27 protein-coding genes and 1 tRNA gene are annotated in these 23,819 nt (G+C 73.0%); 2 read left to right on the forward strand and 26 right to left on the reverse strand.

Annotated features, from left to right (window positions below; all coding sequences use genetic code 11):
- Window positions 1-103 precede the first annotated feature (103 nt).
- The 4 genes from NH339_RS04090 to NH339_RS18990 all read right to left on the reverse strand — a co-directional run bounded on the left by NH339_RS04090 (window position 104) and on the right by NH339_RS18990 (window position 2,447).
- Window positions 104-1,306, reverse strand: a complete 1,203-nt coding sequence (locus NH339_RS04090) for an AAA family ATPase (protein WP_253022816.1) — start codon at window positions 1,304-1,306, stop codon at window positions 104-106.
- Between the two features lie 113 nt (window positions 1,307-1,419).
- Window positions 1,420-1,719, reverse strand: a complete 300-nt coding sequence (locus tag NH339_RS04095; RefSeq protein WP_253022818.1) for a hypothetical protein — start codon at window positions 1,717-1,719, stop codon at window positions 1,420-1,422.
- A gap of 225 nt (window positions 1,720-1,944) precedes the next feature.
- The gene (locus tag NH339_RS04100) at window positions 1,945-2,244 is read right to left on the reverse strand and encodes a hypothetical protein (protein ID WP_253022820.1); all 300 of its coding nucleotides are present in this window, start codon (window positions 2,242-2,244) and stop codon (window positions 1,945-1,947) included.
- A 5-nt stretch (window positions 2,245-2,249) separates the two neighbouring features.
- On the reverse strand, window positions 2,250-2,447 hold the full coding sequence (locus NH339_RS18990; RefSeq protein ID WP_374208193.1) for a helix-turn-helix transcriptional regulator: 198 nt from the start codon (window positions 2,445-2,447) through the stop codon (window positions 2,250-2,252).
- A 109-nt stretch (window positions 2,448-2,556) separates the two neighbouring features.
- Between NH339_RS18990 and NH339_RS04105 the strand changes: the two genes are divergently transcribed.
- The gene (locus NH339_RS04105) at window positions 2,557-3,099 is read left to right on the forward strand and encodes a helix-turn-helix domain-containing protein (protein ID WP_253022822.1); all 543 of its coding nucleotides are present in this window, start codon (window positions 2,557-2,559) and stop codon (window positions 3,097-3,099) included.
- A 98-nt stretch (window positions 3,100-3,197) separates the two neighbouring features.
- On the forward strand, window positions 3,198-4,385 hold the full coding sequence (gene xerC / locus NH339_RS04110) for a tyrosine recombinase XerC (protein ID WP_253022824.1): 1,188 nt from the start codon (window positions 3,198-3,200) through the stop codon (window positions 4,383-4,385).
- A gap of 13 nt (window positions 4,386-4,398) precedes the next feature.
- On the opposite strand, the gene NH339_RS04115 is transcribed toward xerC, so the two are convergent.
- The 22 genes from NH339_RS04115 to NH339_RS04220 form a co-directional block, all read right to left on the reverse strand.
- Window positions 4,399-4,475 (reverse strand) — tRNA-Pro (locus NH339_RS04115).
- A gap of 50 nt (window positions 4,476-4,525) precedes the next feature.
- Window positions 4,526-5,347, reverse strand: a complete 822-nt coding sequence (locus tag NH339_RS04120) for a pseudouridine synthase (RefSeq protein WP_253022878.1) — start codon at window positions 5,345-5,347, stop codon at window positions 4,526-4,528.
- A 111-nt stretch (window positions 5,348-5,458) separates the two neighbouring features.
- Window positions 5,459-6,805, reverse strand: coding sequence for a ribosome biogenesis GTPase Der (gene der / locus NH339_RS04125; protein ID WP_067859104.1), 1,347 nt, complete (start codon window positions 6,803-6,805; stop codon window positions 5,459-5,461).
- The gene (locus tag NH339_RS04130) at window positions 6,798-7,520 is read right to left on the reverse strand and encodes a 1-acyl-sn-glycerol-3-phosphate acyltransferase (RefSeq protein WP_253022826.1); all 723 of its coding nucleotides are present in this window, start codon (window positions 7,518-7,520) and stop codon (window positions 6,798-6,800) included. The genes der and NH339_RS04130 overlap by 8 nt, the downstream gene beginning before the upstream one ends.
- Window positions 7,517-8,188 (reverse strand): (d)CMP kinase, encoded by a 672-nt coding sequence (cmk, locus tag NH339_RS04135; RefSeq protein WP_253022828.1) that lies wholly within the window; start codon window positions 8,186-8,188, stop codon window positions 7,517-7,519. Before cmk ends, NH339_RS04130 begins: the two co-directional genes overlap by 4 nt.
- A gap of 35 nt (window positions 8,189-8,223) precedes the next feature.
- Window positions 8,224-9,276: a prephenate dehydrogenase gene (locus NH339_RS04140; RefSeq protein ID WP_253022830.1), complete on the reverse strand. Its 1,053-nt coding sequence runs from the start codon at window positions 9,274-9,276 to the stop codon at window positions 8,224-8,226.
- The gene (locus NH339_RS04145; protein ID WP_253022832.1) at window positions 9,273-10,007 is read right to left on the reverse strand and encodes a pseudouridine synthase; all 735 of its coding nucleotides are present in this window, start codon (window positions 10,005-10,007) and stop codon (window positions 9,273-9,275) included. The genes NH339_RS04140 and NH339_RS04145 overlap by 4 nt, the downstream gene beginning before the upstream one ends.
- Window positions 10,004-10,828 carry an SMC-Scp complex subunit ScpB gene (scpB, locus tag NH339_RS04150; protein ID WP_308207027.1) on the reverse strand — a complete coding sequence of 275 codons (825 nt, stop codon included), beginning with the start codon at window positions 10,826-10,828 and terminating at the stop codon, window positions 10,004-10,006. The genes NH339_RS04145 and scpB overlap by 4 nt, the downstream gene beginning before the upstream one ends.
- Window positions 10,821-11,681, reverse strand: a complete 861-nt coding sequence (locus tag NH339_RS04155; RefSeq protein ID WP_253022835.1) for a ScpA family protein — start codon at window positions 11,679-11,681, stop codon at window positions 10,821-10,823. Before NH339_RS04155 ends, scpB begins: the two co-directional genes overlap by 8 nt.
- The gene (locus NH339_RS04160; protein WP_253022837.1) at window positions 11,678-12,046 is read right to left on the reverse strand and encodes a hypothetical protein; all 369 of its coding nucleotides are present in this window, start codon (window positions 12,044-12,046) and stop codon (window positions 11,678-11,680) included. The genes NH339_RS04155 and NH339_RS04160 overlap by 4 nt, the downstream gene beginning before the upstream one ends.
- The gene (locus NH339_RS04165) at window positions 12,031-12,879 is read right to left on the reverse strand and encodes a ParA family protein (RefSeq protein WP_067859124.1); all 849 of its coding nucleotides are present in this window, start codon (window positions 12,877-12,879) and stop codon (window positions 12,031-12,033) included. The genes NH339_RS04160 and NH339_RS04165 overlap by 16 nt, the downstream gene beginning before the upstream one ends.
- A 120-nt stretch (window positions 12,880-12,999) precedes the next feature.
- The gene (gene xerD, locus NH339_RS04170) at window positions 13,000-13,935 is read right to left on the reverse strand and encodes a site-specific tyrosine recombinase XerD (RefSeq protein ID WP_253022839.1); all 936 of its coding nucleotides are present in this window, start codon (window positions 13,933-13,935) and stop codon (window positions 13,000-13,002) included.
- A gap of 10 nt (window positions 13,936-13,945) precedes the next feature.
- The gene (locus NH339_RS04175; protein WP_253022841.1) at window positions 13,946-14,554 is read right to left on the reverse strand and encodes an NUDIX hydrolase; all 609 of its coding nucleotides are present in this window, start codon (window positions 14,552-14,554) and stop codon (window positions 13,946-13,948) included.
- Window positions 14,551-16,257, reverse strand: coding sequence for a CTP synthase (locus tag NH339_RS04180; protein WP_253022843.1), 1,707 nt, complete (start codon window positions 16,255-16,257; stop codon window positions 14,551-14,553). The genes NH339_RS04175 and NH339_RS04180 overlap by 4 nt, the downstream gene beginning before the upstream one ends.
- 146 nt (window positions 16,258-16,403) lie before the next feature.
- Window positions 16,404-17,252 (reverse strand): copper transporter, encoded by an 849-nt coding sequence (locus NH339_RS04185; RefSeq protein ID WP_253022845.1) that lies wholly within the window; start codon window positions 17,250-17,252, stop codon window positions 16,404-16,406.
- Window positions 17,253-18,422, reverse strand: coding sequence for a putative cytokinetic ring protein SteA (gene steA, locus NH339_RS04190; RefSeq protein ID WP_253022855.1), 1,170 nt, complete (start codon window positions 18,420-18,422; stop codon window positions 17,253-17,255).
- A 78-nt stretch (window positions 18,423-18,500) separates the two neighbouring features.
- Complete coding sequence (recN, locus tag NH339_RS04195; RefSeq protein WP_253022857.1) at window positions 18,501-20,186, reverse strand: DNA repair protein RecN; 1,686 nt, start codon at window positions 20,184-20,186, stop codon at window positions 18,501-18,503.
- A complete protein-coding gene (locus NH339_RS04200; RefSeq protein WP_253022859.1) occupies window positions 20,186-21,118 on the reverse strand; it encodes an NAD kinase in 933 nt (310 codons plus the stop codon). Before NH339_RS04200 ends, recN begins: the two co-directional genes overlap by 1 nt.
- A complete protein-coding gene (locus NH339_RS04205; protein WP_253022861.1) occupies window positions 21,115-21,948 on the reverse strand; it encodes a TlyA family RNA methyltransferase in 834 nt (277 codons plus the stop codon). Before NH339_RS04205 ends, NH339_RS04200 begins: the two co-directional genes overlap by 4 nt.
- Window positions 21,945-22,199 carry a hypothetical protein gene (locus tag NH339_RS04210; protein WP_253022863.1) on the reverse strand — a complete coding sequence of 85 codons (255 nt, stop codon included), beginning with the start codon at window positions 22,197-22,199 and terminating at the stop codon, window positions 21,945-21,947. The genes NH339_RS04205 and NH339_RS04210 overlap by 4 nt, the downstream gene beginning before the upstream one ends.
- Before the next feature lie 4 nt (window positions 22,200-22,203).
- Window positions 22,204-23,202 (reverse strand): HAD-IIA family hydrolase, encoded by a 999-nt coding sequence (locus NH339_RS04215; protein ID WP_253022874.1) that lies wholly within the window; start codon window positions 23,200-23,202, stop codon window positions 22,204-22,206.
- A gap of 10 nt (window positions 23,203-23,212) precedes the next feature.
- Window positions 23,213-23,563 (reverse strand): single-stranded DNA-binding protein, encoded by a 351-nt coding sequence (locus NH339_RS04220; protein ID WP_253022876.1) that lies wholly within the window; start codon window positions 23,561-23,563, stop codon window positions 23,213-23,215.
- Between the last annotated feature and the right edge of the window lie 256 nt (window positions 23,564-23,819).

The following is a 23,819-nucleotide window of genomic DNA, read 5'->3' on the forward strand; positions in this document are numbered from 1 at the left end:
AGAGGTCGCCGACCTCGGGACCTCCGCTCACGAGCTCTCGCGAGGATTCGGTCGATGGTCTGGCGCTGTGCTTGCCGGGCGGTGACTGGTCGGCTACGGGCGTTCATCGAGGTGTCTCCTTTGCAATGGGTGCGTCTGTTGGAGCAGCTGTCTCGGCGCCTTGCTCCGACCGCTCCGACTGCTCCAACTGCGGGCCTGCGCTTCCAGTTGGTGCAGTTAGTGCAGTTGGAGCGTCTCCCCTAGGCGGTTGCTCCGACTGGTGCTCCAACTGGGTTCCGGGGAGCGACCAGTAGGTGACTCGGGGGAAGCCGACGTTCTCGGTGGTGAGTTTGAGCCTGCGGCGAGCACGCTTGAGTGCGTCTTGACTGTGGCCCGCTGCGGCGCCGTGCTTTTTGATGTCGGCGCTGCGGGCGGTGCCGCCGCTGCCTTCGAGGTAGTCGGTGAGCCAGGTGCCAGCTTCGGTGGCTGCTGAACGGTCGTCGGGGTCTGTTCCGGCGCGTCGCATGGCTTCGGCGATGGTGCCGTCGACTTCGCCGGTCCAGTGCAGGCGTCCGGTCCATGCGGTGCCGTCGTCGGTTTCGATGGGGTGTCCGGCGACGGTGAAGCCGAGGGTGGGGAGGTCGCCGCGGCCGAGGTTGTTCTTGGGGGTGCCGAAGAGGCGGCGTTGGCCGTCTTCGTCGTCGGGGTCGTCGATGACGGAGTGGACGGAGCGGGCGACGGCGGTGAAGGCTTTGGAGGCCATGACGAGCTGGAGGGGGTCGGCGCTGCCGGACTTGTTGTGGTGGATGAGGCCGAGGATGGATAGGTGGGCTCGGTCGGCGATGGCGACGAGCGGTTCGAGGGCTCGGCGGACGTCGCCGTCGCGGTGAGTGTCGAGGTTCTCGCTGATGCGGGACATGAGGGGGTCCAGGATGAGGAGGGCGGCGCCGGTGTCGGCCGCGGCGCGTTCGAGGGCGTGGAGGTCTCTGGGGAGGCTGAGGCCGACAGCGATGTCGTCGGCGGTGCGGACGTCGACTCGGAACACCTGGTCGAGGTCTGCGTCGGCGGCCATGAGGCGTGGCACGATGGTGTGTTCCCAGGAGTCTTCGGCCGCGCAGATCAGGACGGCTTTGCCTCGGCCTAGGTGTTCGCCGGGGAGGTCGCCGCGGGTGATGCGGGCGGTGATCCAGGCGGAGAGGGTGGACTTGCCGCGGCCTTCGGGGCCGGCGAGTAGTGCGAGCGTTCCGAGGGCGATGCGGCCGTCCCAGCACCAGGCGACGCGGCGCGGTTTGATCGCGGAGGCGGGCGTGAGGACGATGCGACGCACCGCTGCCTCGTCGCCATCTTCCGGAGGGACGTCCCCTGCCCACGGGTCCACGGGTGGTTCAGAGTGGTGGTCGGGGTCGACGCCGTCCCAGGGGCCGGGCATCGGTTGTGCGGTCACGCGGCGGCCTCCGCTCCGAGGTGGCGCGCGATCTCGTCCACGAGCGTCGGGCTGATCTCATTCACGTCGCAGACGTACGCGCGCATCCTGTAGACCTCAGCCAGGGTGGCGAGTCTGCGGTCGAGTTCGAGGATGTGTGGGTCGTCGGGGATGTGGTCGAGTCGGCCCCAGCGCTTGCCGAAGTAGTCGCCGGGCTTCGGGCGGGCGGCGTCGAGACGGTCCGCCCGCTTCCGCCAGTGGGCGGCTGTGGCACCGGCAAGGGCGTCCTGCACGATCCGGTTGGGCTGCTCGAGCAAGCACAGAGCGATGAACGCTGCGGTCCGATTCTGAGGGTTCATGCGGCAGGGAGCTCTCGTGCTGCGAGTCGGTAGAGCCGATGGGGCGCGCAGTGCGCGGGCCGTACAGGCGCGAGGTCGTCGCCCAAACGCCAGATGTGCACGTGCGTGCTGGCGCAGATCGGGCAAGCAACCATCACGACGGGGCCATGGTTGGCGGTGACACGTGCCGTGGGGAGGTTGTCGTCAGTCGACGCGGAGCGGGTTGAGCTCATCGTGACCCCCGTCCTTTGGGCCGAAGGGGGTGGTCGTTGTAGCCGTCGAGGTGGCGTCTTCAGCGGTTTCGTCTGTCTGGAGCAGGTCCGCGGCAAGGTGGGCCGTGCGAACGCGGTACTTGGATCCGACCCGAAGCACGGGCACGGGGAAGCTCCCCTGGCGCGCTCCGGCGTAGGCCAAGTTCCTCGACATGCCATAGGCGCGGCCGGCGGTCACGAGGTCGGTGGTGAGGTCAGTGGCGCAGAGGTGCTCAAGCTCGGCGCGTGTCATCGCGCTCACGCAGACTCCGACTCGACGGGACCGGGTACAGCCTTAGTCTCGAGCCACTGCTCGACGTCAGCGGCTCGGTACATCACGCGCCGCGCGTACTTGAACGCCCGTGGCCCCTCCCCCCGGTGACGCCACACGCGAAGTGCTTCCGGGGAGACGCCAAGGAGGTCCGCGACCTCCGCGGTACCCATCAAGCGTTCCATTCAATCCTCCAGGGGTACGATCCGACTCGATTCAGGATGGCTCCCCGAAACGGTTGCCGTCCACCCAAAACGCGGTGTAACCTCATCCCATTCGGATGAAGGAGTTGAAGTGGCCCGCACCCCCAAGTCAGTCGATGAGCTCGCGCATCTTGTCGAAGAGTTCGGCGCGGAGCGTCATCTAGCTGACCGCGTCACCGCGTTGCGTCAGAGCCGCGGCTGGAGCCAAGATCGGCTCGCGGCCGAGATGGCGGCTGCAGGCTGCCCAATCCCTCAGTCGGCGATCTCCCGCATTGAGAATGCGACAGCGAGACGTGACATCACCGTGGACGAGGCCATCTCTTTCGCCAAAGTCTTCGGCGTCCCGCTCATCGAGCTTCTCCTGCCGCCAGGCGCTCAGGGCTCAGTGTTGCTGCTCCAGTTGCTGCGACACGGCGGCCACGTCGCCCAACAGCTGCGTGCTTCCCAGCAGGCGTACGCGGATGCCGTCGAACGCGTGGCCGAGCTATTGCTCGAGGACTCGATGCACTATGCGGCATTCGACATCGCACGAGCAGACGAGCGGATCACCTTCGAGGGCAACGAGGAGATCTCGAAGCTCGGGTTCATGGACGAGGTCGAAGCTCGCTATCGCGCTCTCGGAGGCACAGCATGAGTCTGTTCCGCCGGTGCGGCTGCCGCACAGATGAGGGCCGGCAGTACAGCCCCCTTCCCGACTCACCCACCGCCCAGCAGCGGGCGAAGGCTTGCCCGATGATGCTCGAGGACGCCAAGCACGGACGCTGGTCGTTCCGCCTGAGCGCCGGCTTCGACCCAGTCACGAAGAAGCGTCGCCAGGTCAACGGCGGCACCTATGGCACGAAGCGCGAGGCGCAGCAGGCGCGCAACGCCGCCGCAGTGAAGATCGACCAGGGCAGGTACCTCGCGCCGACGAGGGAGACGCTCGCCGAGTACCTCGAGAAGTGGCTTGAGCGCCGCTCAAAGATCGGACCGAAGGGCGGCAAGCCGCTCGCGCCGGCCACGCTGGACAACTACCGCCGCTACGCAGCCCACGACATCGGGCCCTCGTTCCTCGGCCGCATGCGTATCCGCGACATTCGCCGCGGCCACGTGCAGTCGTTCATCGACGAGCTCGTCGCCGCCGACCGCGGCCCCACGACCGTGCGCCGCATCGTCGCGGTCATCCAGGGGGCCATGACGTCCGCCGTGCGAGACGAACTCATCGAGGAGACACCAGCCCGCCTGCTCGAGCTCCCAGCAATCGAGAAGGACGCCTTCCAGCCGTGGGAGCCGGAGCAGGTCGGTCACTTCCTCGACGTCGCCGGCGAGCACCGCCTCGGTGCCCTATTCGAGCTCGCGATCTTCACGGGCGCCCGGCGGGCGGAGATCTGCGGACTCCTCTGGGACGACGTCGACCTCCCGCGCCGGGAGATCCGGGTGCGGCGTGAGACGACCAAGACCGACGCCGGACGTCGCCGCGTAGCCCTCGACGACCGGGCGGTCGGCGCGCTGGTCGCGTGGCAGATCGCTCAGGCTGCCGAGAAGGCCAGCTGGGGCGAGGCGTACGTCGACTCCCGCCACGTGTTCACCATGGAGGACGGCCGGCCGCTCAAGCTGCAGTACGTCACCCGCCTTTTCCAGAAGATCCGCAAGAGCGCTGGTCTGCCTGAGATGACGTTCCACGGGCAGCGGCACCAGCAGGCCTCGCTGCAGCTCGCCGCCGGCACACCGCTCGCTGTGGTGTCGAAGCGACTGGGTCACTCCTCGACCGCCGTCACAGCTGACGTCTACTCCCACCTGCTGCAGTCCACCGAGCACGACGCGGCGAATGCTGCGGCTGCTCTGGTGCCGCCTAGGAGGGCCGCTGCACGCACAGTGCACGCACAAGGGGGTGAGAACGAGGAAGAGGCCGCTTCCGCATCAAGCGGAAACGGCCCCTGACCTGCTATTTCTCTGGTCGGGCTGACAGGATTTGAACCTGCGACCCCCTGACCCCCAGTCAGGTGCGCTACCAAGCTGCGCTACAGCCCGAACAACCTGAGCCAGCCTACCGTACGCGCTCGCCGCGGCCCCACCTGGCCTCAGGCGCTCGCGAGGGGCAGGGTCCGGCGGCTCGTGAAGCGACGCGGAGCGTCGTCGACGGGGTCGGTGAAGGCGAGCTCGTGGGCCAGGAGCTGCAACGGGGTGGTCATGTCGTCGACCGCGACGTCGAGCACGTCGGGGTACAGCGGGTCCCCGACGATCGGCACGCCGAGCCCGCAGAGGTGCAGGCGCAGCTGGTGGGTGCGGCCGGTCTCGGGGCGCAGCCGGTACACGGCCTCGTCGCCCCGGACCTCCTGCAGCTCCACGTGCGTCACCGCGTTCACGGGGGCGTCCGGCACGACCTCGGCGCGCAGGGTCCCCCGGTCCTTGCGCACGTGGTCGCGCACGGTCCTCGGCAGCTCCAGGGACGGGTCGAACGGCGCGAGCGCCAGGTACGTCTTGCGCATCGCGCGCTCGGCGAACAGCTGCTGGTAGGCGCCGCGCCACCGCCGTTCCTTCACCAGCACCAGCACGCCCGACGTCACGCGGTCCAGACGGTGCGCGGGCGTCAGCTCGGGCAGGTCGAGGCTGTCGCGCAGCCGCACGGTGACGCTCTGGCGCACGTGCCGTCCGCGCGGGATCGTGGCCAGGAACGGCGGCTTGTCGACCACCAGCAGCCGCTCGTCCTCGTGCAGCACGTCGATCGTGCCCGGGACCTCCGGCTCGTCACGCAGCGCGCGGTGGAACCACACGAACGTGTGCGGACGGTAGGGCTCCTCACCCGTGAGCGGCGTCCCGTCGTCGAGCACGAACCGACCCTCGGCGAGCAGCTCCTCGACGCCGACCCGCTCGGGCAGCTTCTGGCGCAGCCACGCGCCCATGGTCGGGGCGGGCGACGGCCGCGTGCGGTCGTGGTCGGGCGTGCGCACCCAGGCCGCGCCGAGCCCGTGGCGGGGCGGCAGGGGCGAACGCGGCGGCACGAGCCCGTCCCGTCAGCGCTTGCGCTTCTCGCGCGGACGCTGCTGGATGTGGATCGGCGTGCCGACGAAGCCGAACTCCTCGCGCAGCCGACGCTCGACGAAGCGCACGTAGCCCGCCTCCAGCTTCCCCGACGTGAAGAGGATGAACGTCGGCGGAGCGGTCGAGGCCTGCGTGCCGAAGAGGATCTTGGCCTGCTTGCCGCCCCGCACGGGGTGCGGGTGCTCGGCGACGAGCCGACCGAGGAAGGAGTTCAGCGCGCCCGTGCCGATGCGCGTCTCCCAGCCCTCGAGGGCGGCGTCGAGCGCGCGCACGAGCCGGTCGACGTGCCAGCCGGTGCGGGCGGCGATGTTGATGCGCGGCGCCCACTGCACCTGCACGAGCTCGCGCTCGATCTCGCGCTCCAGGTAGTAGCGGCGCTCCTCGTCGACCTTGTCCCACTTGTTGAACGCGACGACGAGGGCGCGGCCGGTCTCGGCGACCGAGGACACGATGCGGATGTCCTGCTCGGTGAACGGCATGCTCGCGTCGACGATGACGACGGCCACCTCGGCCCTCTCGATGGCCGTCGACGTGCGCAGGCTCGCGTAGTACTCGTGCCCCGAGGCCTCGCGGACCCGGCGGCGGATGCCGGCGGTGTCGATGAACCGCCACTCGCGTCCGCCCAGCTCCACGAGCTCGTCGACGGGGTCGACGGTCGTGCCGGACGCGTCGTCGACGACGACCCGGTACTCCCCCGCAAGCTGGTTCAGCAGGCTCGACTTGCCCACGTTGGGCTTGCCGACGATGGCGACCCGGCGCGGACCGCCGATCTCGGACTCCCGCTCCTCGGGCGCGTCGGGCAGGGCGGCGAGGACGGCGTCGAGCATGTCGCCGCTGCCGCGACCGTGCAGCGCGGACACGGGGTACGGCTCGCCGAGCCCCAGGTTCCAGAGCGACGCCGCCTCGAGCTCGCCCCGTTGGTCGTCGACCTTGTTGGCCGCGAGGACCACGGGCTTCTTCGCCGCGCGCAGGATCCGCACGACCGCCTCGTCGGCGTCGGTGATGCCGACCGTGGCGTCGACGACGAACAGGACGGCGTCGGCAGCCTGCACGGCCACCTCGGCCTGCGCGGCGATCCGCTCCGCGAGCCCGCGCGCGTCGGGGTCCCAGCCGCCGGTGTCGACCACGGTGAAGGCCTTGCCGTTCCACTCCGCGTCGTAGGGCACGCGGTCGCGGGTGACGCCGGGGACGTCCTCGACGACGGCCTCGCGGCGGCCGATGATGCGGTTGACGAGCGTCGACTTGCCGACGTTGGGCCGTCCGATGACCGCCAGGACGGGCAGGGGCGCGTCGCCGCGCGGCGCGGTGGACTCAGACATCGGCAGTTCCTTCGGGCAGGGGGCCGGGCAGCTGCAGGTGCCCGGTGTCCGCGGCCCACTCGACGTGGTGCCGCAGGTGATCGGTGATCCGGCGCCCGACCTCGGCCACGTGGGCCCGGGTGCGGGGCCACGGAACGGGCGCGATCCGTAAGGGTTCACCGTAGACGACGTCGATGCGCGCGCCCCGCGCGGGCCTGCTCTCCGGGTGCCCGCCCGGTGCCCGCGTGCCGAACAGCGCCACCGGCACGACGGGCGCGCCGGAGACCATCGCGAGCCAGGCGACGCCGTCCTTGGTCCGCCGCACGTCACCCGCGCCGCGCTGGCCCTCCGGGTACACGACGACGCACTGGCCGGCCGCGAGCGCACCGGCCGCCGTGCGCAGGGCACCGACGTCGCGCTCCTCCCGCCGCACCGGGATCTGTCCGGCGAGGCGCAGGACCCGGGCCGTGCGACCCTCGAAGGCCTCCCGCTTGACGAGCGCGTGCGCGTGGCGCGGGGCGCACAGGATGAGCAGCGGGCCGTCGAGCCACCCCACGTGGTTGCTGGCGAGGATGACCGGGCCCGCGACGGGCACGTGGTGCGCGCCGCGCTGACGCACGTCCCACTGTCGGTCGACGTAGCGGCGCACGGCCGGGCGCAGCGACCGCAGTCCTGCCTCCGGCAGGGCACGCGGCGCGTACGCCGGGGCTCCGGCGCCGACCAGGGGCTCGGTCACGTCGTCCGGGCCTCCTCGACCAGCTGCACCACCGCGTCGACGACCTCGTCGAGGGTCAGGTGGGTGCCGTCGATCTGCACGGCGCCGTCGGCGCGGGTCAGCGGCGACGTGGCGCGGGTGGAGTCGATGGCGTCGCGGGCGGCCAGCGACGCGGCGGTCGCGGCCTCGTCGGCCCCGCCCCGCTCCGCGGCGCGACGTGCGGCACGCGCCTGCGCGTCGGCGACGAGGAACACCTTCACCGGGGCGTCAGGGGCCACCGTCGACCCGATGTCGCGACCCTCCACGACGATGCCGTCCGCGGCCTCGGTGATGATCGCGCGCTGCTGGTCGACGAGCATGCTGCGCACCTCCGGCACTGCCGCCACCGGGCTCACGTGCGCGTTCACGTCGTCCTCCCGGACGGCCTCGGAGACGTCGGTGCCGTCGACGGCGATGGTGGGCGCCTGCGGGTCGGTGCCCGACTCCAGCCGCAGGTCGACCGCGTCACGCGCGATGGCGGCGGGGTCGCCGAGGTCGGTGCCACGCTGCAGCAGCGCCCACGTGACCGCGCGGTACATCGCGCCCGTGTCGAGGTAGGCCAGCGACAGGCGCGTGGCCACGCCCCGCGCGGTGCTGGACTTGCCCGATCCGGACGGACCGTCGACGGCGACGACGAAGGGGGTGCTCACAGGTGCTGGCTCCTCGGAGGGGGTGGACGGACGGATCAACGGTAGGCCGACCAGGCGCGTTCGGTGAGCCGGGCGACGAGCTCGTCGGCACGGTCGGCGGCGACCGCGATCTCGACGAGTCCCACCGGGCGACCGAGCTCGTGGTCGATGCGCAGGTCCTCGATGTTGACGCCCGACTCGCCCACGTGGGCGAACAGCCGGGACAGCGCCCCGGGGGTGTCGGGCACCTGCACGTTGACGACGACCAGCTCGACGGGCTCGCCGCCGTGCTTGCCGGGGATGGCTCGGGTGCCGACGCGACCGGCCTCGAGCACGCCGCCGACCACGTCGCGGTCGCGCAGCGCGTCGATCAGGGTGTCGAGGTCGTCGCGCACGGCCGTGAGGACGGCGCCGATCTCGGCGGCGTTCGTGGTGATGATGTCGCGCCAGAGCGCGGGGTCGCTGCCGGCCACCCGGGTGACGTCGCGCAGCCCCTGGCCCGCGAGGGCGAGGTGCGCGGGCGGTGCGTCCACGAGGCGTGCGGCGGTCAGCGTCGACAGCACCTGCGGCACGTGCGACACGAGCGCGACGGCACGGTCGTGCGTGTCGGCGTCCATCACGGTGGGCACGGCGCCCAGCATCACGGCGACCTCCTCGACCAGCCGCACGGCCGCGTCGGTGGCGCCGGCCGCGGGCGTGATGACCCAGGGTCGTCCCTCGAACAGCCGCGCCGAGGCCGCCAGCGGTCCGGAGCGCTCGCTCCCGGCCATCGGGTGGCTGCCCACGTAGCGGTCGAGGCCGGCTCCCCCGGCGACCTCGCGCGCGACGCTGCCCTTGACGCTCGCGACGTCGGTGACGACGGCGGCGGGGTAGGTCTCGAGCGCCTCCCGCACGGCGGCGGCGGTGGCCCGTGGGGGCACCGCGACGACCACGAGCGCCGGGTCGTGCACCGGCTCGGCACTGCCTGCCCCCCGCTCGACGGCGGCGGCGACGTGCTCGGGGTCGCGGTCGCTCAGGTGGACGTCGATGCCGTGCTCGCGCAGCGCGAGCGCCACCGAGGTGCCGATGAGGCCGCACCCGACGACGAGGGTCGGGGGCAGCGACGTCATGCGGACACGCTATCGAACAGGTCCCCCAGCTCCTCGCGGGTCAGCTCGCGCGAGCGTCCCACCCCGAGGCCGCCGAGGTGGATCGGGCCGAAGGTCGTGCGTGTCAGCTCCACGACCGGGTGGCCGACCGCAGCGAGCATGCGTCGCACGATCCGGTTGCGCCCCATGTGCAGGTCGAGCTCGACCAACGAGCGACCTCGGGAACGGTCCTTCACGACGAAGCGGTCGACGGCGGCCGGGCCGTCCTCGAGCTCGATGCCGTCGCGCAGCCGACGGCCCACCGCGTCGCCGACCGCACCGTCGACGAGGGCGACGTAGGTCTTGGTGAACTCGTACGACGGGTGCGCGAGCCGGTGGGCGAGGTCGCCGTCGTTGGTGAGCAGCAGCAGGCCCGAGGTGTCGGTGTCGAGACGGCCCACGTGGAACAGGCGCTCGTCGCGTCCGGCCACGAACTCCGTCAGGTCGCGGCGACCCTGCTCGTCGGCCATCGACGAGACGACACCGCGCGGCTTGTTGAGCACGAGGTAGGCGTGGTCCGACGGTGGCGGGATGCGCCGACCGTCGACCCGCACGAGGTCGGTGTGCGGGTCGACCCGGATGCCCATCTGGGTGACGACCTCGCCGTTGACCTCGACCCGGCCGGTCGCCATCAGCTCCTCGCAGCGGCGACGGCTGCCGACCCCGGCCTGGGCGAGCACCTTCTGCAGGCGGATGCCCTCGGCGTCGCTCACGCGGTCCCCTCCCCCTCGGTCGGACCCGGGATGGGCGAGTCTGGGGTGGACGAGCCGGGAGCGGACGATCCTGGGTCGTCGGTGTCGAGTCCGTCGGCGACCTCGGCCGTCGCGTCGTCGGAGACGCCCGGGGGCACGAGGTCGTCCTCCATGTCCTCGATGTCCGGCAGCATGGGTGCGATGTCGGGCAGCTCCGCGAGCGACGCGAGCCCCATCCGCTCGAGGAAGTAGCTGCTGGTCCGGTACAGGTGCGCCCCGCTCTCGGGGTCGGTGCCGGCCTCCTCCAGGAGTCCGCGCGTGACCAGCGTGCGCACCACGCCGTCGACGTTGACCCCGCGGATCGCCGAGATCCGCGAACGGCTCACGGGCTGGCGGTACGCGACCACGGCCAGCGTCTCGAGCGCCGCCTGGGTGAGCCGGGCCTGCTGCCCGTCGAGCACGAACCGCTCGACGGCCGGCGCGAAGGCCTCGCGCGTGAAGTAGCGCCAGCCGCCACCGACGTGGCGCAGCTCGAAGCCGCGTCCCTGCTCGGCGTACTCCGCCGCCAGCTCGGAGAGGGCGGCCTGCACCTCCACGGGCGGGTGGCCCACGGCCTGGGCGAGGGTCAGGTGGTCGAGGGGCTGGTCGGCGACCATCAGCACCGCCTCCAGCGCCGGCCGCAGCGCGAGCAGCTCGAGCTCCAGCTCGTGCGGGCCACGGAGCGACCCGTCCGTGGGCCCTTCCTTGTCGCCCGTCTCCTGCCCGCCCGTCTCCTGTTCAGGGGGTGCCGTCTCGTCGACGGGCGCCTCGGTGGTGCTCGCGTCGGGCGTGGCGTCAGGCATCGTCGTCCTCCGGGATGGTCAGGGCGGGGGTGATCCCGTCGTCGGCGGTGTGACCGTCGAACTCGTCGCCGACGTCGATGTCGACGTCGTCGTCACCGCCGGTCCAGCGCAGGTGCAGGTCGCCGAGCGGGCTGGCCTGGTCGAAGCCGACGACACCCTCCCGGAACAGCTCGAGCAGGGCGAGGAAGCGCGCCACGGTCGTCATGAGGTCAGCGTCGGCGGTCAGCGCGCGGAAGGTGGTGGTGCGCTCGCGGCGCAGCCGGTCGACGACGAGGTGCGCCTGCTCCCGCACGCTCACGGTCGGGGCGTGCAGGTGCGCGAGCGACAGCACGGGCTCGGGCCTCGGCTGCAGCGCCCGGGCGGCGAGAGCCGCCAGCTCGTCGGGGCCGATCGAGAAGACCACCTCGGGCAGCAGCGCGGCGAACCGCGGCTCGAGCCCCACCTGGCGCGGGTAGCGCTTCCCCTCCGTCGCGAGGCGGTCGGCGAGGAAGCTCGCCACCTGCTTGAAGGCGCGGTACTGCATGAGCCGGGCGAACAGCAGGTCGCGCGCCTCCAGCAGGGCGAGGTCCTCCTCGTCCTCGACGTCGGCCTGCGGCAGCAGCCGGGCCGTCTTGAGGTCGAGGAGCGTGGCGGCGACGACGAGGAACTGCGTCGTCTGCTCCAGGTCGCCACCGAGCTCGCGGACGTAGGCGATGAACTCCGTCGTCACGGTCGACAGCGCCACCTCGGTGATGTCGAGCTGGTGCTTGGAGATGAGCGACAGCAGGAGGTCGAAGGGGCCGTCGAAGACCCCGACGTCGACGCGGAAGCCGTCCGCCTCCGTGGCCTGCGTGTCGTCGGCCGACAGGCTCATGCCGAGCCGAGCCGCCGGGCGAGGTCGCTGTCGTCGCCGCGGGTCTCGAGGTCCTCCAGCGCCAGGGCGATCGCGGCCCGCACCAGGCGTCCGCGGTCGACGTTGCGCCGCACGCTGCTGCGCAGCTGGAGCCGGGCCTGCTCGATCGCCAGCAGCTCCTCGCTCGTGACGTAGACCGTCATCTTCTCGTCGTGCTTGATGCGTCCGCTGTCGCGCGGTGCCGCGGGAGCAGCGGACCCGGCGGGCTCCTGCTCGGCCTGGTCCGGCTCGACGCTCGGGTCGGGTGCGGGGCGGCGCGAGCGGGCGGAGGGCGCCGTGGGACGGAACAGCTCGTCCGCCCCGGGCATGCTCACGCGTCGGGGCATCGGTGCAGCACCTCCCGGGCGAGCTGGCGGTACGCGTCGGCTCCCGGCGAGCTGGCGGCGTACTCGGTGATCGGCACGCCGGCGACCGTCGCGTCGGAGAACTTGACGGTGCGTCGGATGACGGTGTGGAAGACGAGGTCGCCCCAGCCCTGCACCAGCGTCTGCAGCACCTCACGGCCGTGCAGCGTGCGACCGTCGTACATCGTGCCGAGCAGGCCGATGATGCGCAGGTCGAAGTTGGTGCGGTCGCGGACCTTCTCGATCGTCTCCTTGAGCAGCGCCACGCCGCGCAGCGCGAAGTACTCGCACTCCAGCGGGATGATCACGCCGTCGGCAGCCGTCAGGGCGTTCACGGTGAGCAGGCCCAGCGACGGCTGGCAGTCGATGAGCACGACGTCGTAGTCGTGCAGCACGGGGTGCAGCGCGCGGGCGAGCACCTGCTCGCGGCCGACCTCGGTCACGAGACGCATCTCGGCAGCGGAGAGGTCGATGTTGGCGGGCACGAGGTCGAGGCCCGGCACCGACGTCTCGAGGACGATGTCCTTGAGCGTCAGCTCGCGGTCCATCAGCACGTGGTAGATCGACTGCTCGAGGTCGTGGGCGTTGAAGCCCAGCCCGACCGTCAGCGAGCCCTGCGGGTCGAAGTCGAGCAGCAGCACCCGCCGTCCCGCCTCGACCAGCGCCGCACCCAGGTTGATGGTGGTCGTCGTCTTGCCGACGCCGCCCTTCTGGTTGCACATCGCGATGATCTGCGCGGGTCGGCCGCCCTGGCGCGGTGACGGCTCGGGGAAGTCGGGCGCGGGGCGTCCGGTGGGTCCGAGTTCGTCGCTCATCAGTCTCCTTACGCCGCGGCCGGTCGCCGCCCGGCGATCGTCGGGCCACTGTACCGCGCTCGACGGGCGTCCCGGCGCGCCTGGCCCCGCCGGTCGGGACCGCTCTCCCGGCGCTCCTGCTCAGTCGACGGCGCGGGGGTGCGACGTCGCGTAGACCTCGCGCAACCGGTCGACCGTCACGAGCGTGTAGATCTGCGTCGTGGTGACCGAGGCGTGCCCGAGCAGCTCCTGCACGACGCGGACGTCGGCACCGCCGTCGAGGAGGTGGGTCGCGAAGCTGTGCCGCAGGGTGTGCGGCGAGACGTCGGCATCGACCCCGGCGGCACGCGCTGCCCGGGACAGCACCGTCCACGCGCTCTGGCGGCTCAGCCGTCCTCCGCGGGCGTTCAGGAACAGGGCCGCCCCACCGCGTCCGGTGGCCGACACGAGCCCCGGTCGGGCGACGGTCAGGTAGTCGCCCAGCGCGGCCGCCGCGTAGGAGCCCACCGGCACGATGCGCTGCTTGCCGCCCTTGCCGCGCAGCAGGGCCGTGCCCTCCTCCAGGTCGAGGTCGTCGACGTCGAGACCGACCGCCTCGGAGATCCGCGACCCCGTGCCGTACAGCACCTCCAGCAGCGCGCGGTCGCGCTTGGCCAGGCTCGTCCCCGCCGCGCCGGCAGCCTCGAGGATCGCCTCGACCTGGTCGAGCGGCAGCGCCTTCGGCAGCCGCGAGGCGGGACGGGGCGGCTTCACGGCCGCCGTCACGTCGGTCGCGACGAGCTGCTCGCGCAGGCAGAACTTGTGGAACCCCCGCACCGCGACGACCGCCCGCGCGGCGCTCGAGGCGCCGAGGGGCGCGTGCTCCTCGTCGCCCGTGCGCAGCGCCGCGAGGAAGGCCAGCACGTCGGTCTCCGCCACGTCAGCCACGTCGTGCACGCCGGCACCGTGCAGGTGCTCGCGGTAGCGGCGCAGGTCGCGCCGGTAGCTGCCGAGCGTGTTGGCGGCGAGACCCCGCTCCACGCCGAGGTGGCCCAGGTAGTCCTGGACGGCGCGGTCGAGGTCGCCGGCGTCGCTCATCGTCGCCGGCTCAGCCGCGGGCGCGGCGGGCCGCCTCGGCGAGCACCGCGGCGCACATCGTCGCGTCGCGGACCCGCCCGTCGAGCACCGCGTCGACGACGGACTCGAAGGGGACCCACCACTGCTCCATGTCGGCCTCCTCGGCGTGGCGCTCGGTGCGCTCGTCCTCGGGGACCGGGCGCAGGCCGGTCGCCCGGTAGACCTGGCACACCTCGCTGGAGTACCCGCCGCTCGAGACGATCGACAGCAGCGGCGCCCAGTCGGCAGCGACGACGTCGGCCTCCTCGGCCAGCTCGCGGGCGGCGGCCTCCTGCGGCTCCTCCCCCGCGACGTCGAGGGTGCCCGCGGGCAGCTCGACCAGGCGTGCCCCGACCGGGTGCCGGTACTGCACGACGAGGAGCAGCCGGTCGTCCTCGTCGAGGGCGAGCACGCCCACGGCACCCTGCGGACGCACCACGACGCGTCGGTGCTCGTCGCCGCTCGGGTCGACGATCGCGTCGACCTCGACGTCGAGGTAGCCGCTGGTGAAGACCTGCTCGTGGGACGCGACGGGCCAGGACTCGGCCCGGTCGGCGACCTCGTCGACCAGGACGCCGGGCAGCGTGGGGTGCGGGCTCACGACGTCGGCGCGTCGGCGCCCTCGACCACGTCGGCACCGGTCGCCGGGACCTCGACCGGCAGCCGCGTCTCGCGCTGACGCTTGAGCGCTGCCTTGACCAGGCCGGCGAACAGCGGGTGCGGGCGCGTCGGCCGCGAGCGCAGCTCCGGGTGGGCCTGCGTGGCCACGTAGAACGGGTGCACGTCGGCGGGCAGCTCGACGAACTCCACGAGCGTCCCGTCGGGCGACGTGCCGCTGAACACCAGCCCTGCCGCCTCGAGGCGGTCGCGGTAGCCGTTGTTCACCTCGTAGCGGTGACGGTGCCGCTCCTCGACCTTGTCGGCGCCGTAGACGCCGGCGACGACGCTGCCCGGAGCCAGCGCGGCCTCGTAGAGACCGAGACGCATGGTGCCGCCGAGGTCGCCAGCGCCCTCGACGAAGGCGTGCTGCTCGGCCATCGTCGCGATCACGGGGTCGCTCGCGTCGGGGTCGAACTCCGTGGAGCTCGCGCCCGGGATGCCGGCGACGTGGCGAGCGTGCTCGATGACCATGCACTGCAGGCCGAGGCAGAGTCCGAGCGTCGGGATGCCGCGCGTACGGGCGTGCTGCAGGGCGCCGACCTTGCCCTCGATGCCGCGGATGCCGAAGCCGCCCGGCACGCAGATGCCGTCGACGTCGGCCAGGTGGCGCGCGGCCCCCGACTCGGTGCCGCACTCGTCGGAGGGCACCCACCGCAGGTGGACCTTGGTGTCGTTCGCGAACCCGCCGGCGCGCAGGGCCTCGGCCACCGAGAGGTAGGCGTCGGGCAGGTCGACGTACTTGCCGACGAGCGCGATCGTGACCTCGTCGGCCGGCTGGTGCACGCGACGCAGCAGGGCGTCCCACTCGGTCCAGTCGACGTCGCGGAACGGCAGGTCGAGACGGCGCACGACGTAGGCGTCGAGGCCCTCGCGGTGCACGACCTTCGGGATGTCGTAGATCGACGCGGCGTCGCTGGCGGTGACGACGGCCTCGGTGTCGACGTCGCACATCAGCGAGATCTTGCGCTTGACCGACTCGGGGATCTCGCGGTCGGAGCGGCAGACGATCGCGTCGGGCTGGATGCCGATCGAGCGCAGCGCGGCGACCGAGTGCTGCGTCGGCTTCGTCTTCAGCTCGCCGGACGGGCCGATGTAGGGCACGAGCGAGACGTGCAGGAAGAACACGTGCCCCCGGCCGATCTCGTGGCGGACCTGGCGCGCCGACTCCAGGAACGGCTGGCTCTCGATGTCGCCGACCGTGCCGCCGATCTCGTGGATGACGACGTCGACGTCGGGCCCGCCCATCGCGAGCATCCGGTCCTTGATCTCGTTGGTGATGTGCGGGATCACCTGGACGGTGTCGCCGAGGTAGTCGCCGCGACGCTCGCGGGCGATCACGTCGGAGTACACCTGGCCGGTGGTGACGTTCGCACGCCCGACGAGGTCCTCGTCGAGGAAGCGCTCGTAGTGGCCGATGTCGAGGTCGGTCTCGGCGCCGTCGTCGGTGACGAAGACCTCGCCGTGCTGGAACGGGTTCATGGTGCCGGGGTCGACGTTGAGGTACGGGTCGAGCTTCTGCATCGTGACCCGCAGTCCCCGGGACTTCAGCAGCCGGCCGAGCGAGGAGGCGGTGAGCCCCTTGCCGAGGGAGGAGGCGACGCCTCCGGTGACGAAGACGTGCTTGGTGACGGCGCTGCCCTGCAAGGTGACTCCCGTGGTCGTGGGCCTGGATGCGGCTCAGCGGGACCGACGGCGGGCGCCGTGGTCGTCACTGCTCCACGGGATTCCAGTGTAGCCCCTCGCCGCGGCGGCCATGACCAGCCGGGGCGGCGCGGCGACCACGCGCCGGACTAGCGCGGGACGGAGCCGTCCTGGCTGCGCGAGGTGCCCCACGCACCGGTCTCGCCGGCGGCCACGCGGGCGAGGGCGAGAGCCGTGACGGCCCGGCCGGCGGCCGAGTCGGTCACGTCGACGGTCGAGACCTGGGAGGCCTCGCGGCGGACGACGTCGACCGCGCCACCGTCGAGGCTGGACGCCGACGGACCGGCCAGCAGCGTGCCGTCGCCGGTGCCGGCGAGCGCGCGCAGCAGACCGGTGACGACCTCGGCGGAGTCGCCGAGTCGCGACGGGCCCGCGACCACGACGGCCTGGCCGGCGAACCGCTCGGGTGCGGCGCTGGCCGAGGTCAGACCGCCCTCCTCGAAGGCGGACGCCGTCGTGCGTGCGGTCTGGTCGAGCTCGCGGCCGGCGCGGCCGAGCAGCGAACGACCCAGCGCCGCACCGACGCGCGCGTAGCCCTCGCCGGAGGAGTCGGGGGCCGCCTCCTCGGTGACGCTCTCGGCGAACTGACGGTTGGCCGGGTCGACGAGCTTGGCGGTCAGCGCGACCGTGCCGGTGATCGTCGCACCTGCCCTCTCCAGGTTGCGACGGACGCCGGCGACCTGCTCCGCGTCGGCGCCGGGCAGGGTGAGCAGCACGACGGACCGGTCGTCGAGGGTGCCCTCGATGAGGCCGGTCGACGTGCGCGCCGCGTACCCGTTCTCGAAGGACACGAGCGCGGAGTCGCCGGCCGACGACGAGCCCTGCTCGCGGTCGGGGGCGAAGCGGCCGTCGAGCGCGCCGGCGCCGAGCGCGACGCCCGCGGCCAGGGCCAGCAGGACCGCGGCGATCGAGACGAGGTGGTACCGGAAGGTGATCATCTACAGCAGTCCTTCGAGCCAGGTGCGGAGGTCGGCCAGGCGCTCGCCGAGCACGGCGTACCAGTCGGCGCCCGTGGGCGTGGTGCCCACGGCGGCGACGACGGCCAGGACGCCCGCGAGCAGGATGAGCAGCACGGGCCACGCGGGCATGGTGCGGCGGGTGAAGTGGGCCACGGCGTGCGCGTCGACGAGCGTCGCCGACGTCCGCAGCCGCGTGACGAACGAGCTGGCCACGTCGGCCGTGCCCCGTTCGAGGAACTCGACCAGGCCGCGCGGCGCCCCGACCTCGACGACGACCGGCGCGTCGTTCGCGTCGGCCAGCAGGATCGCGAGGTCGGCTGCGGAGCCCGTCGCCTGGAACACGGTCACGTCGACGTGCGCGCGCTCGAAGCGCTCCGCACCGTCGGTGCGTCCCGACGGGCTCACGACGACCACGTCGGCGCCGCTGCGCAGGGCGCGGTCGGACAGGTCCTGGAGGTGCCCGATCACGACGTCGGGCTTGATGCGGGTCTCCAGCAGGGCGTCGGCGCCGGCGGCCACGCCGACGACGACCGCGCCGGAGTCGCGGATCCAGCGACGGATCGCCTTGAGGTCGTGCTCCCACTGGTAGGCGCGCGAGACGACGACCACGGGCCGACCACGGAGCTTGGGGTCGAGACGCGGGATCCTGGCGCCCTCGAGCAGCAGGGCACGCTCGCGCTCCAGGTGGTCGGAGGCGTTCGCGGTGAGCGAGCCCAGCTTCGTGGCGAGCTCGCGCTCCGCGGCACCGAGCCGCTCGGAGCGGGTCGCGTCGTCGACCATCTGGCCCTGCGCGACGAGCACCTCGTTCTTGAAGATCTTGCCGTCGGCGATGCGGACGGTGTCGCCGCTGCGCAGCCGGGTCCAGATGCCCGCACCGACGTGGTCGACGAGGGCGATGCCGGCGTCGGCCAGCACCTGCGGACCGGAGTTGGGGTAGCGACCGGTCGAGGACTCCGCCGCGTTCAGCACCGCCCGGACCTTGCGCTGCACCAGGGCGTCGGCCTGGGCGCGGTCGAGGTCGGGCAGGTCGACGACGGCGATGTCGCCCGCGCGGAGCGACTTGGCGGCACCGTCACCGGCGCGGGCGAAGCGCACGACCCCGACGATGTCGCCGGTCGTGTCGTCGGTGGATCGGGTGCGTCGAGACATCGTCGTCCATCGTGGCACGCACACCCCGGCCCTCCTGGCAGGTCGGGTCGGCGCGTCACGGCGCGTCGGCCGGTCGGCTCAGAGCCGTCCGGCCAGCTCCAGCAGCTCGCGGGCGTGCGCCTGCGCGGCCTCGGACTCGTCCTGGCCGGCGAGCATCCGCGCCAGCTCGTCGACACGCGCCTGGCCGTCGAGCCGCACGACGCTGCTGCTCGTGACGTTGCCGTCGTCGTCCTTCATGACGTGGAAGTGGTGGTGTGCGAAGGCCGCCACCTGCGGCAGGTGCGTCACCGCCAGCACCTGGGGGCCCTCGGCCAGCCGGGCGAGCCGGCGGCCCACCTCGACCGCCGCGCGCCCGCCGATGCCCGCGTCGACCTCGTCGAACACCAGCGTCGGGACCGTGCCCTGGTCGGCGAGGACCACCTCGAGCGCCAGCATGAGGCGCGACAGCTCGCCCCCGCTCGCCCCCTTCGCCAGCGGACGCGGTGCGGAGCCGTTGTTGGCGGCGAAGAGCAGCTCGACGTCGTCGATGCCGTGGGCCGCGGGAACGGCGCCCTCGGGCACGCTGACGGCGACCTCGAGCCGGGCCGACGGCATGGCCAGCTGGGTGAGCTCCTCCCCCACCAGCGCCGCGAGCCGGGTGCCGGCCTCCCGGCGCACCTCGCTCATGCGGTGGGCGAGGTCCAGCACCTGGGGCTCGAGCGCCTCGACCTCCGCCTCGAGGTCGGCGATGGCCTGGTCGTCGTGGTCGAGCTCCCCGGCCTCGGCGGCAGCCTTCTCCTGCCAGGCCAGCACGTCGGCGACGGAGGGGCCGTACTTGCGCTGGAGGGCCGCGAGGGCCGCACGGCGTTCCTGGACCGCGGCCAGCCGGGCGGGGTCGACCTCGACACCGTGGGCGTAGGCGCTCAGGTCGGCCGCGACCTCGTCGAGCAGGATGCCCACCTCGCGCAGCCGCTGTGCCACGTCGTCGAGCTCGGGATCGTGCCCGGCGACGTCCTGCAGCGCCGCCGACCCGGAGGCGACGACGTCGCGCGCGGCGGCGCCGTGGTCGCCGGCGAGACCCTCGTGCGCGGTCAGCGCGGCCTGCACCAGCGCCTCGGCGTGGGCGAGCCGGCCCTCCTCGGTGACCAGCTCCTCGTCCTCGCCCTCCCGCGGCTGGACGTCGGCGATCTCCGCGAGTCCGTGCTGCAGGAGGTCGAGCTGGCGGGCCCGTTCCCGCCCGTGCTGGCGCAGCTCCTCCAGGCGCGCCCGCGCGGAGCGCAGCCGGGCGTACCGCGGGGCGTACTCGTCCGCGAGCGCCGCGAGCGAGTCGCCCGCGAAGGCGTCGAGCGCCGACCGCTGGGCCGACCCGCGCAGCAGCCGGTGCTGGTCGGACTGTCCGTGCACCGCCACCAGGGCGTCGGTCACGTCGGACAGCACCGCGGCCGGCACGGTCGCACCGCCGGCGACGGCACGCGACCGGCCCTGCGCCGACAGCACCCGACCCAGCACGACGACGTGGTCGTCGACCGTGCCCCCGGCGTCCTCGACCGTGCGCACGACCGGCGACCCGCCCGGCACCTCGACGCTCGCCTCGACCCGCGCCTGGCGCTCGCCGTGCCGCACGAGGCCCGCGTCGGCACGCCCGCCGCGCAGCAGCCCGAGCGCCGTCACGACCATGGTCTTGCCCGCCCCCGTCTCACCGGTGATGACGGTGAAGCCCGCGTCGAGCTCGAGCTCGGCGGACTCGATGACACCGAGCGAGCTGAGCCGCAGGTGCTGCCACATCAGACGTCCTCGACCCGTCGCCCGAGGCGACGCTGCTCCGCCGTGCCGCGCCAGCCTGCGACGGGCAGGTCGAACTTGCGGACGAGCCGGTCGGCGAAGGGCGCCTCGTGGAGCCGGGCGAGGCGGGCCGGGGTGGTGGCACGTCGGACCTCCACACGGGCGCCCCGCGGCAGCTCCGCGGCACGGCGCCCGTCGCACCAGAGCACCCCCGCGGTCGTCTCCCCCATGACCTCGATCGCCAGGGTCGAGTTGGGCGAGACGACCAGCGGCCGCGCGAAGAGGGCGTGCGCGCTGATCGGGACCATCAGCAGGGCCTCGACCTCCGGCCACACGATCGGTCCGCCGGCGCTGAAGTTGTAGGCGGTGGAGCCGGTGGGCGTGGCGCAGACGACGCCGTCGCACCCCCAGCGCGAGACGGGCCGGTCGTCGATCTCGACGACCAGCTCGAGCATGCGCTCGCGCGAGGCCTTCTCGACGGTGGCCTCGTTGAGCGCCCAGTTCGTCGCGACGACCTCGTCGCCGACGCTGACCGTGACCTCGATCGTCAGCCGCTCCTCGACCCGGTAGGTCCGGTCGACGACGCCCTGCACGACGGCCTGCAGGTCGTCGACGTCGGCCTCGGCGAGGAATCCGACGTGCCCGAGGTTCACACCGAGCACCGGCGTCTGGGTGCCCCGGCAGATCTCGGTGGCGCGCAGGATGGTGCCGTCGCCACCGAGGACCACCGCGAGCTCGCAGCCGTGGGCCGCGCCCTCCCGCGCAGGGATCACGCCGACCTCGCCGATCCCGGCCGCCACGAGGTCGTCGCGGTCGGACTCCAGCACGCAGACACCGATGTCGGCACTGCGCAGGTCGGTGGCCAGGCGCGCCGCGAGCGACGTCGCCTCCTCGCGTGCGGTGTGGACGATCAGCAGGACGCGGCGCTCGCTCATGCGTCGTCCCCGTCCGCCGTCCCGAGGGGCCCGCGCGCGACGACGTCGGCGACGGCCGAGCGGTCGGGCACCGACGGCTCGGGGTCGCGCCGCAGCCAGCAGAAGTACTCGACGTTCCCCGCCGGTCCGGGCAGCGGGCTGGCCGCCAGCCCGTGGGTGCCCCACCCCTGCTCGAGCCCGCTCGCGCAGACGCGCAGCACCGCGTCGGCATGCAGCTCGGGGTCGCGCACGACCCCGTTCTTGCCGAGGTTGCCGCGGCCCACCTCGAACTGGGGCTTGATCATCAGCACGATGTCGCCCTCCTCCTGGCAGACGGCGGTCAACGCGGGCATCACCACGGTAAGGGAGATGAACGACAGATCGGAGACGACCGCGTCGACGGCGCCGCCGACGTCCTCGCGGGTCAGGGTGCGCACGTTCGTGCGGTCGTGCACCTGGACCCGCGGGTCGTCGCGCAGCCGCCAGACGAGCTGGCCGTACCCGACGTCGACCGCCACGACCTCGCGCACGTCGCGGCGGAGCAGCACGTCGGTGAACCCGCCGGTGGAGGCGCCGGCGTCGAGCACGCGCCGACCCTGCAGCCGCAGTCCCTGCGGCTCGAACACCTCGAGGGCCCCGAGCAGCTTGTGCGCGCCGCGGGAGGCCCATCCCGGGTCGTCGTCCTCCCGGACGACGACGGCCTGGTCGGTGCCGACCTGCGTGGCCGGCTTCGCCGCCCGCTGGCCGGCGACCAGCACCTTGCCGTCCGCGATGAGCTGACCGGCGTGGTCACGGGAGCGCGCGAGCCCCCGGCGCACGAGCTCCGCGTCGAGCCGGACCCGCCGGCTCACGAGGAGCGGCCCGGCCTGCTCGCCCCCGTGAGCACCTCGCGCAGGGTGCGGTGCACCGCGTCGAGCACCTCGGGGCGACGGGCCAGCTCGACCTCCTCGAGCCGCTCGAGCTGTTCGACCAGGGTCAGCAGCTCGGGGTGGTCGGCACAGGCCTCCTGGGCCTGCGCGACGAGTGCCGCCACCGGGTCGACGCCGTCGTCCACGGGCGGCTGCGCGGACGCCTCGCTCGCGGGGTCGTGGTGCTCGGTCACCGTGTCATCCTCCCAGACGGACGTCCGGCGCGTCGTGCCCGGCGTCCACGGCCGACCAGGCGAGGCCGAGGACCGCGCGCACCGACGTCGTGGCGGCGGGGTCGCCGCTCGTCAGCACGACGGTGCCGGTCCTGCGCTCTGCGGTCGCGTCGCCGCACCGGGAGGTGTCCCCGTCGACGACGACGGCGAGGTGCTGCTCGACCAGGCCACGCAGGTCGGTGGAGACGAAGCCCGGGCGGCGGTCGGGCGCGAGCGCCGCCAGCTCCGCGAGGTCGCTCACGCCGGTCAGCACGGCGAGCGCCGGGATGCCCGCCCGGGTGGCGCCGTCGATGTCGGTGTCCACGCGGTCGCCGACCATGAGGGGGTGCCGGGCACCCGTCCGGCGCAGCGTCTCGTCGAAGAGGGGACGTTCGGGCTTGCCGGCGACGCGGGGCTCCCGTCCGGTGGCGGCCACGACGGCGCGCACGAGGGTCCCGTTGCCGGGCGCCGTGCCCCGTGGCGTCGGGATGCTGAGGTCCAGGTTGCTGGCGTAGTACGGAAGTCCGGCGGCGACCGCGTACGCGGCCTCCGCGAGGTGGCGCCACCCGATCTCGCGGTGGAACCCCTGCACCACGGCCGCGGGATCGTCGTCCGCGGAGTCGACGCAGACGAGTCCGGCCGCCTCGAGCGGCTCGCGCAGCCCCGGTCCGCCGACGACCAGCACGCGCGAGCCCGACGGCAGGTCGGCGGCGATCATCCGAGCCACGGCCTGCGCCGAGGTCACGACCTCGCCGTCGTCGTGCACGGGCATCCCGAGGTCGCGCAGGTGCCGAGCCACCTCACCAGCCGGACGTGCGGCGTTGTTGGTCAGGTAGGCGATCCGTGCGCCGTGGCTCACGCAGGTCTCCAGCGCCTCGGAGGCGCCGGGGACGGCGTCGGCCCCTACGTAGACGACACCGTCGAGGTCGAGCATGACGAGGTCGTGAGCCTCGCAGAGCGGGACGTCGCTGGTCAGCAGAGGCATGCCTCCGAGACTACTGAGCGGCGGCCACCGCACTGCACGAGGCCAGCTCGACGGCGTACCAGCTCTGCCCGCCACCGGCTGCTCGACTGAAGCGACGCCGCAGGCACCCCGTCACCGCGACGGTCGCGCCGTCCTCCAGGCGTGAGACGGTCCGCCTCAGGCGTGAGGTCCAGGCGACGCACTCGATCGTGTCGACGGTCTGCCGCGACCGAGCGCGGGCCCCTGCCCGAGGCGGGTCCCGGCGGACCACCAGACGGAACGTGACGATCTCGTCGCCGCTCGGCAGGGTCCGCTGCTCGGGCGGGCCGGACACCCGGCCCGTGAGGGAGACGAGGTTCTGGTGCGATGGCTGCTGCGTCATCTCCCCAGCGTGGCCGCTCCTCCACCGCTGGACGAGGGCGTCCTGACGGGCTGTGGACGGCGTCAGTGCAGCGTCGAGGTGCCTGTGGACGACCCCTCGACGTCGCTCACTTCTCGTCGTTTTCCGCCGCCAGTTCTTGTTCGAGTTGGGTGATGCGTTGGGGTGCGTCGGTGGTGTGGTGGGGGTCGGTGGCGATGACGCGGTGGAACCATTGGAGGGCTTCGTGGGTGTTGCCGGTGGTGTGGAGGGTGTCGGC

The sequence above is a fragment of the Aeromicrobium sp. CnD17-E genome, from assembly GCF_024124745.1.
GTDB lineage: Bacteria > Actinomycetota > Actinomycetes > Propionibacteriales > Nocardioidaceae > Aeromicrobium.

Excerpts from the sequence above, each read along its gene's own strand:
- NH339_RS04100 (WP_253022820.1), bottom strand. The coding sequence starts at position 2,244 with ATGACACGCGCCGAGCTTGAGCACCTCTGCGCCACTGACCTCACCACC.
- NH339_RS04165 (WP_067859124.1), bottom strand. The coding sequence starts at position 12,879 with ATGAGCGACGAACTCGGACCCACCGGACGCCCCGCGCCCGACTTCCCC.
- recN (WP_253022857.1), bottom strand. The coding sequence starts at position 20,186 with ATGTGGCAGCACCTGCGGCTCAGCTCGCTCGGTGTCATCGAGTCCGCC.
- NH339_RS04120 (WP_253022878.1), bottom strand. The coding sequence starts at position 5,347 with ATGGGCGCGTGGCTGCGCCAGAAGCTGCCCGAGCGGGTCGGCGTCGAG.
- NH339_RS04140 (WP_253022830.1), bottom strand. The coding sequence starts at position 9,276 with ATGACGTCGCTGCCCCCGACCCTCGTCGTCGGGTGCGGCCTCATCGGC.
- NH339_RS18990 (WP_374208193.1), bottom strand. The coding sequence starts at position 2,447 with ATGGAACGCTTGATGGGTACCGCGGAGGTCGCGGACCTCCTTGGCGTC.
- xerD (WP_253022839.1), bottom strand. The coding sequence starts at position 13,935 with ATGAGCGACGCCGGCGACCTCGACCGCGCCGTCCAGGACTACCTGGGC.
- NH339_RS04200 (WP_253022859.1), bottom strand. The coding sequence starts at position 21,118 with ATGAGCGAGCGCCGCGTCCTGCTGATCGTCCACACCGCACGCGAGGAG.
- xerC (WP_253022824.1), top strand. The coding sequence starts at position 3,198 with ATGATGCTCGAGGACGCCAAGCACGGACGCTGGTCGTTCCGCCTGAGC.
- scpB (WP_308207027.1), bottom strand. The coding sequence starts at position 10,828 with ATGCCTGACGCCACGCCCGACGCGAGCACCACCGAGGCGCCCGTCGAC.
- NH339_RS04215 (WP_253022874.1), bottom strand. The coding sequence starts at position 23,202 with ATGCCTCTGCTGACCAGCGACGTCCCGCTCTGCGAGGCTCACGACCTC.
- NH339_RS04160 (WP_253022837.1), bottom strand. The coding sequence starts at position 12,046 with ATGCCCCGACGCGTGAGCATGCCCGGGGCGGACGAGCTGTTCCGTCCC.
- steA (WP_253022855.1), bottom strand. The coding sequence starts at position 18,422 with ATGTCTCGACGCACCCGATCCACCGACGACACGACCGGCGACATCGTC.
- der (WP_067859104.1), bottom strand. The coding sequence starts at position 6,805 with ATGTCTGAGTCCACCGCGCCGCGCGGCGACGCGCCCCTGCCCGTCCTG.
- NH339_RS04185 (WP_253022845.1), bottom strand. The coding sequence starts at position 17,252 with ATGATCACCTTCCGGTACCACCTCGTCTCGATCGCCGCGGTCCTGCTG.
- NH339_RS04155 (WP_253022835.1), bottom strand. The coding sequence starts at position 11,681 with ATGAGCCTGTCGGCCGACGACACGCAGGCCACGGAGGCGGACGGCTTC.
- NH339_RS04220 (WP_253022876.1), bottom strand. The coding sequence starts at position 23,563 with ATGACGCAGCAGCCATCGCACCAGAACCTCGTCTCCCTCACGGGCCGG.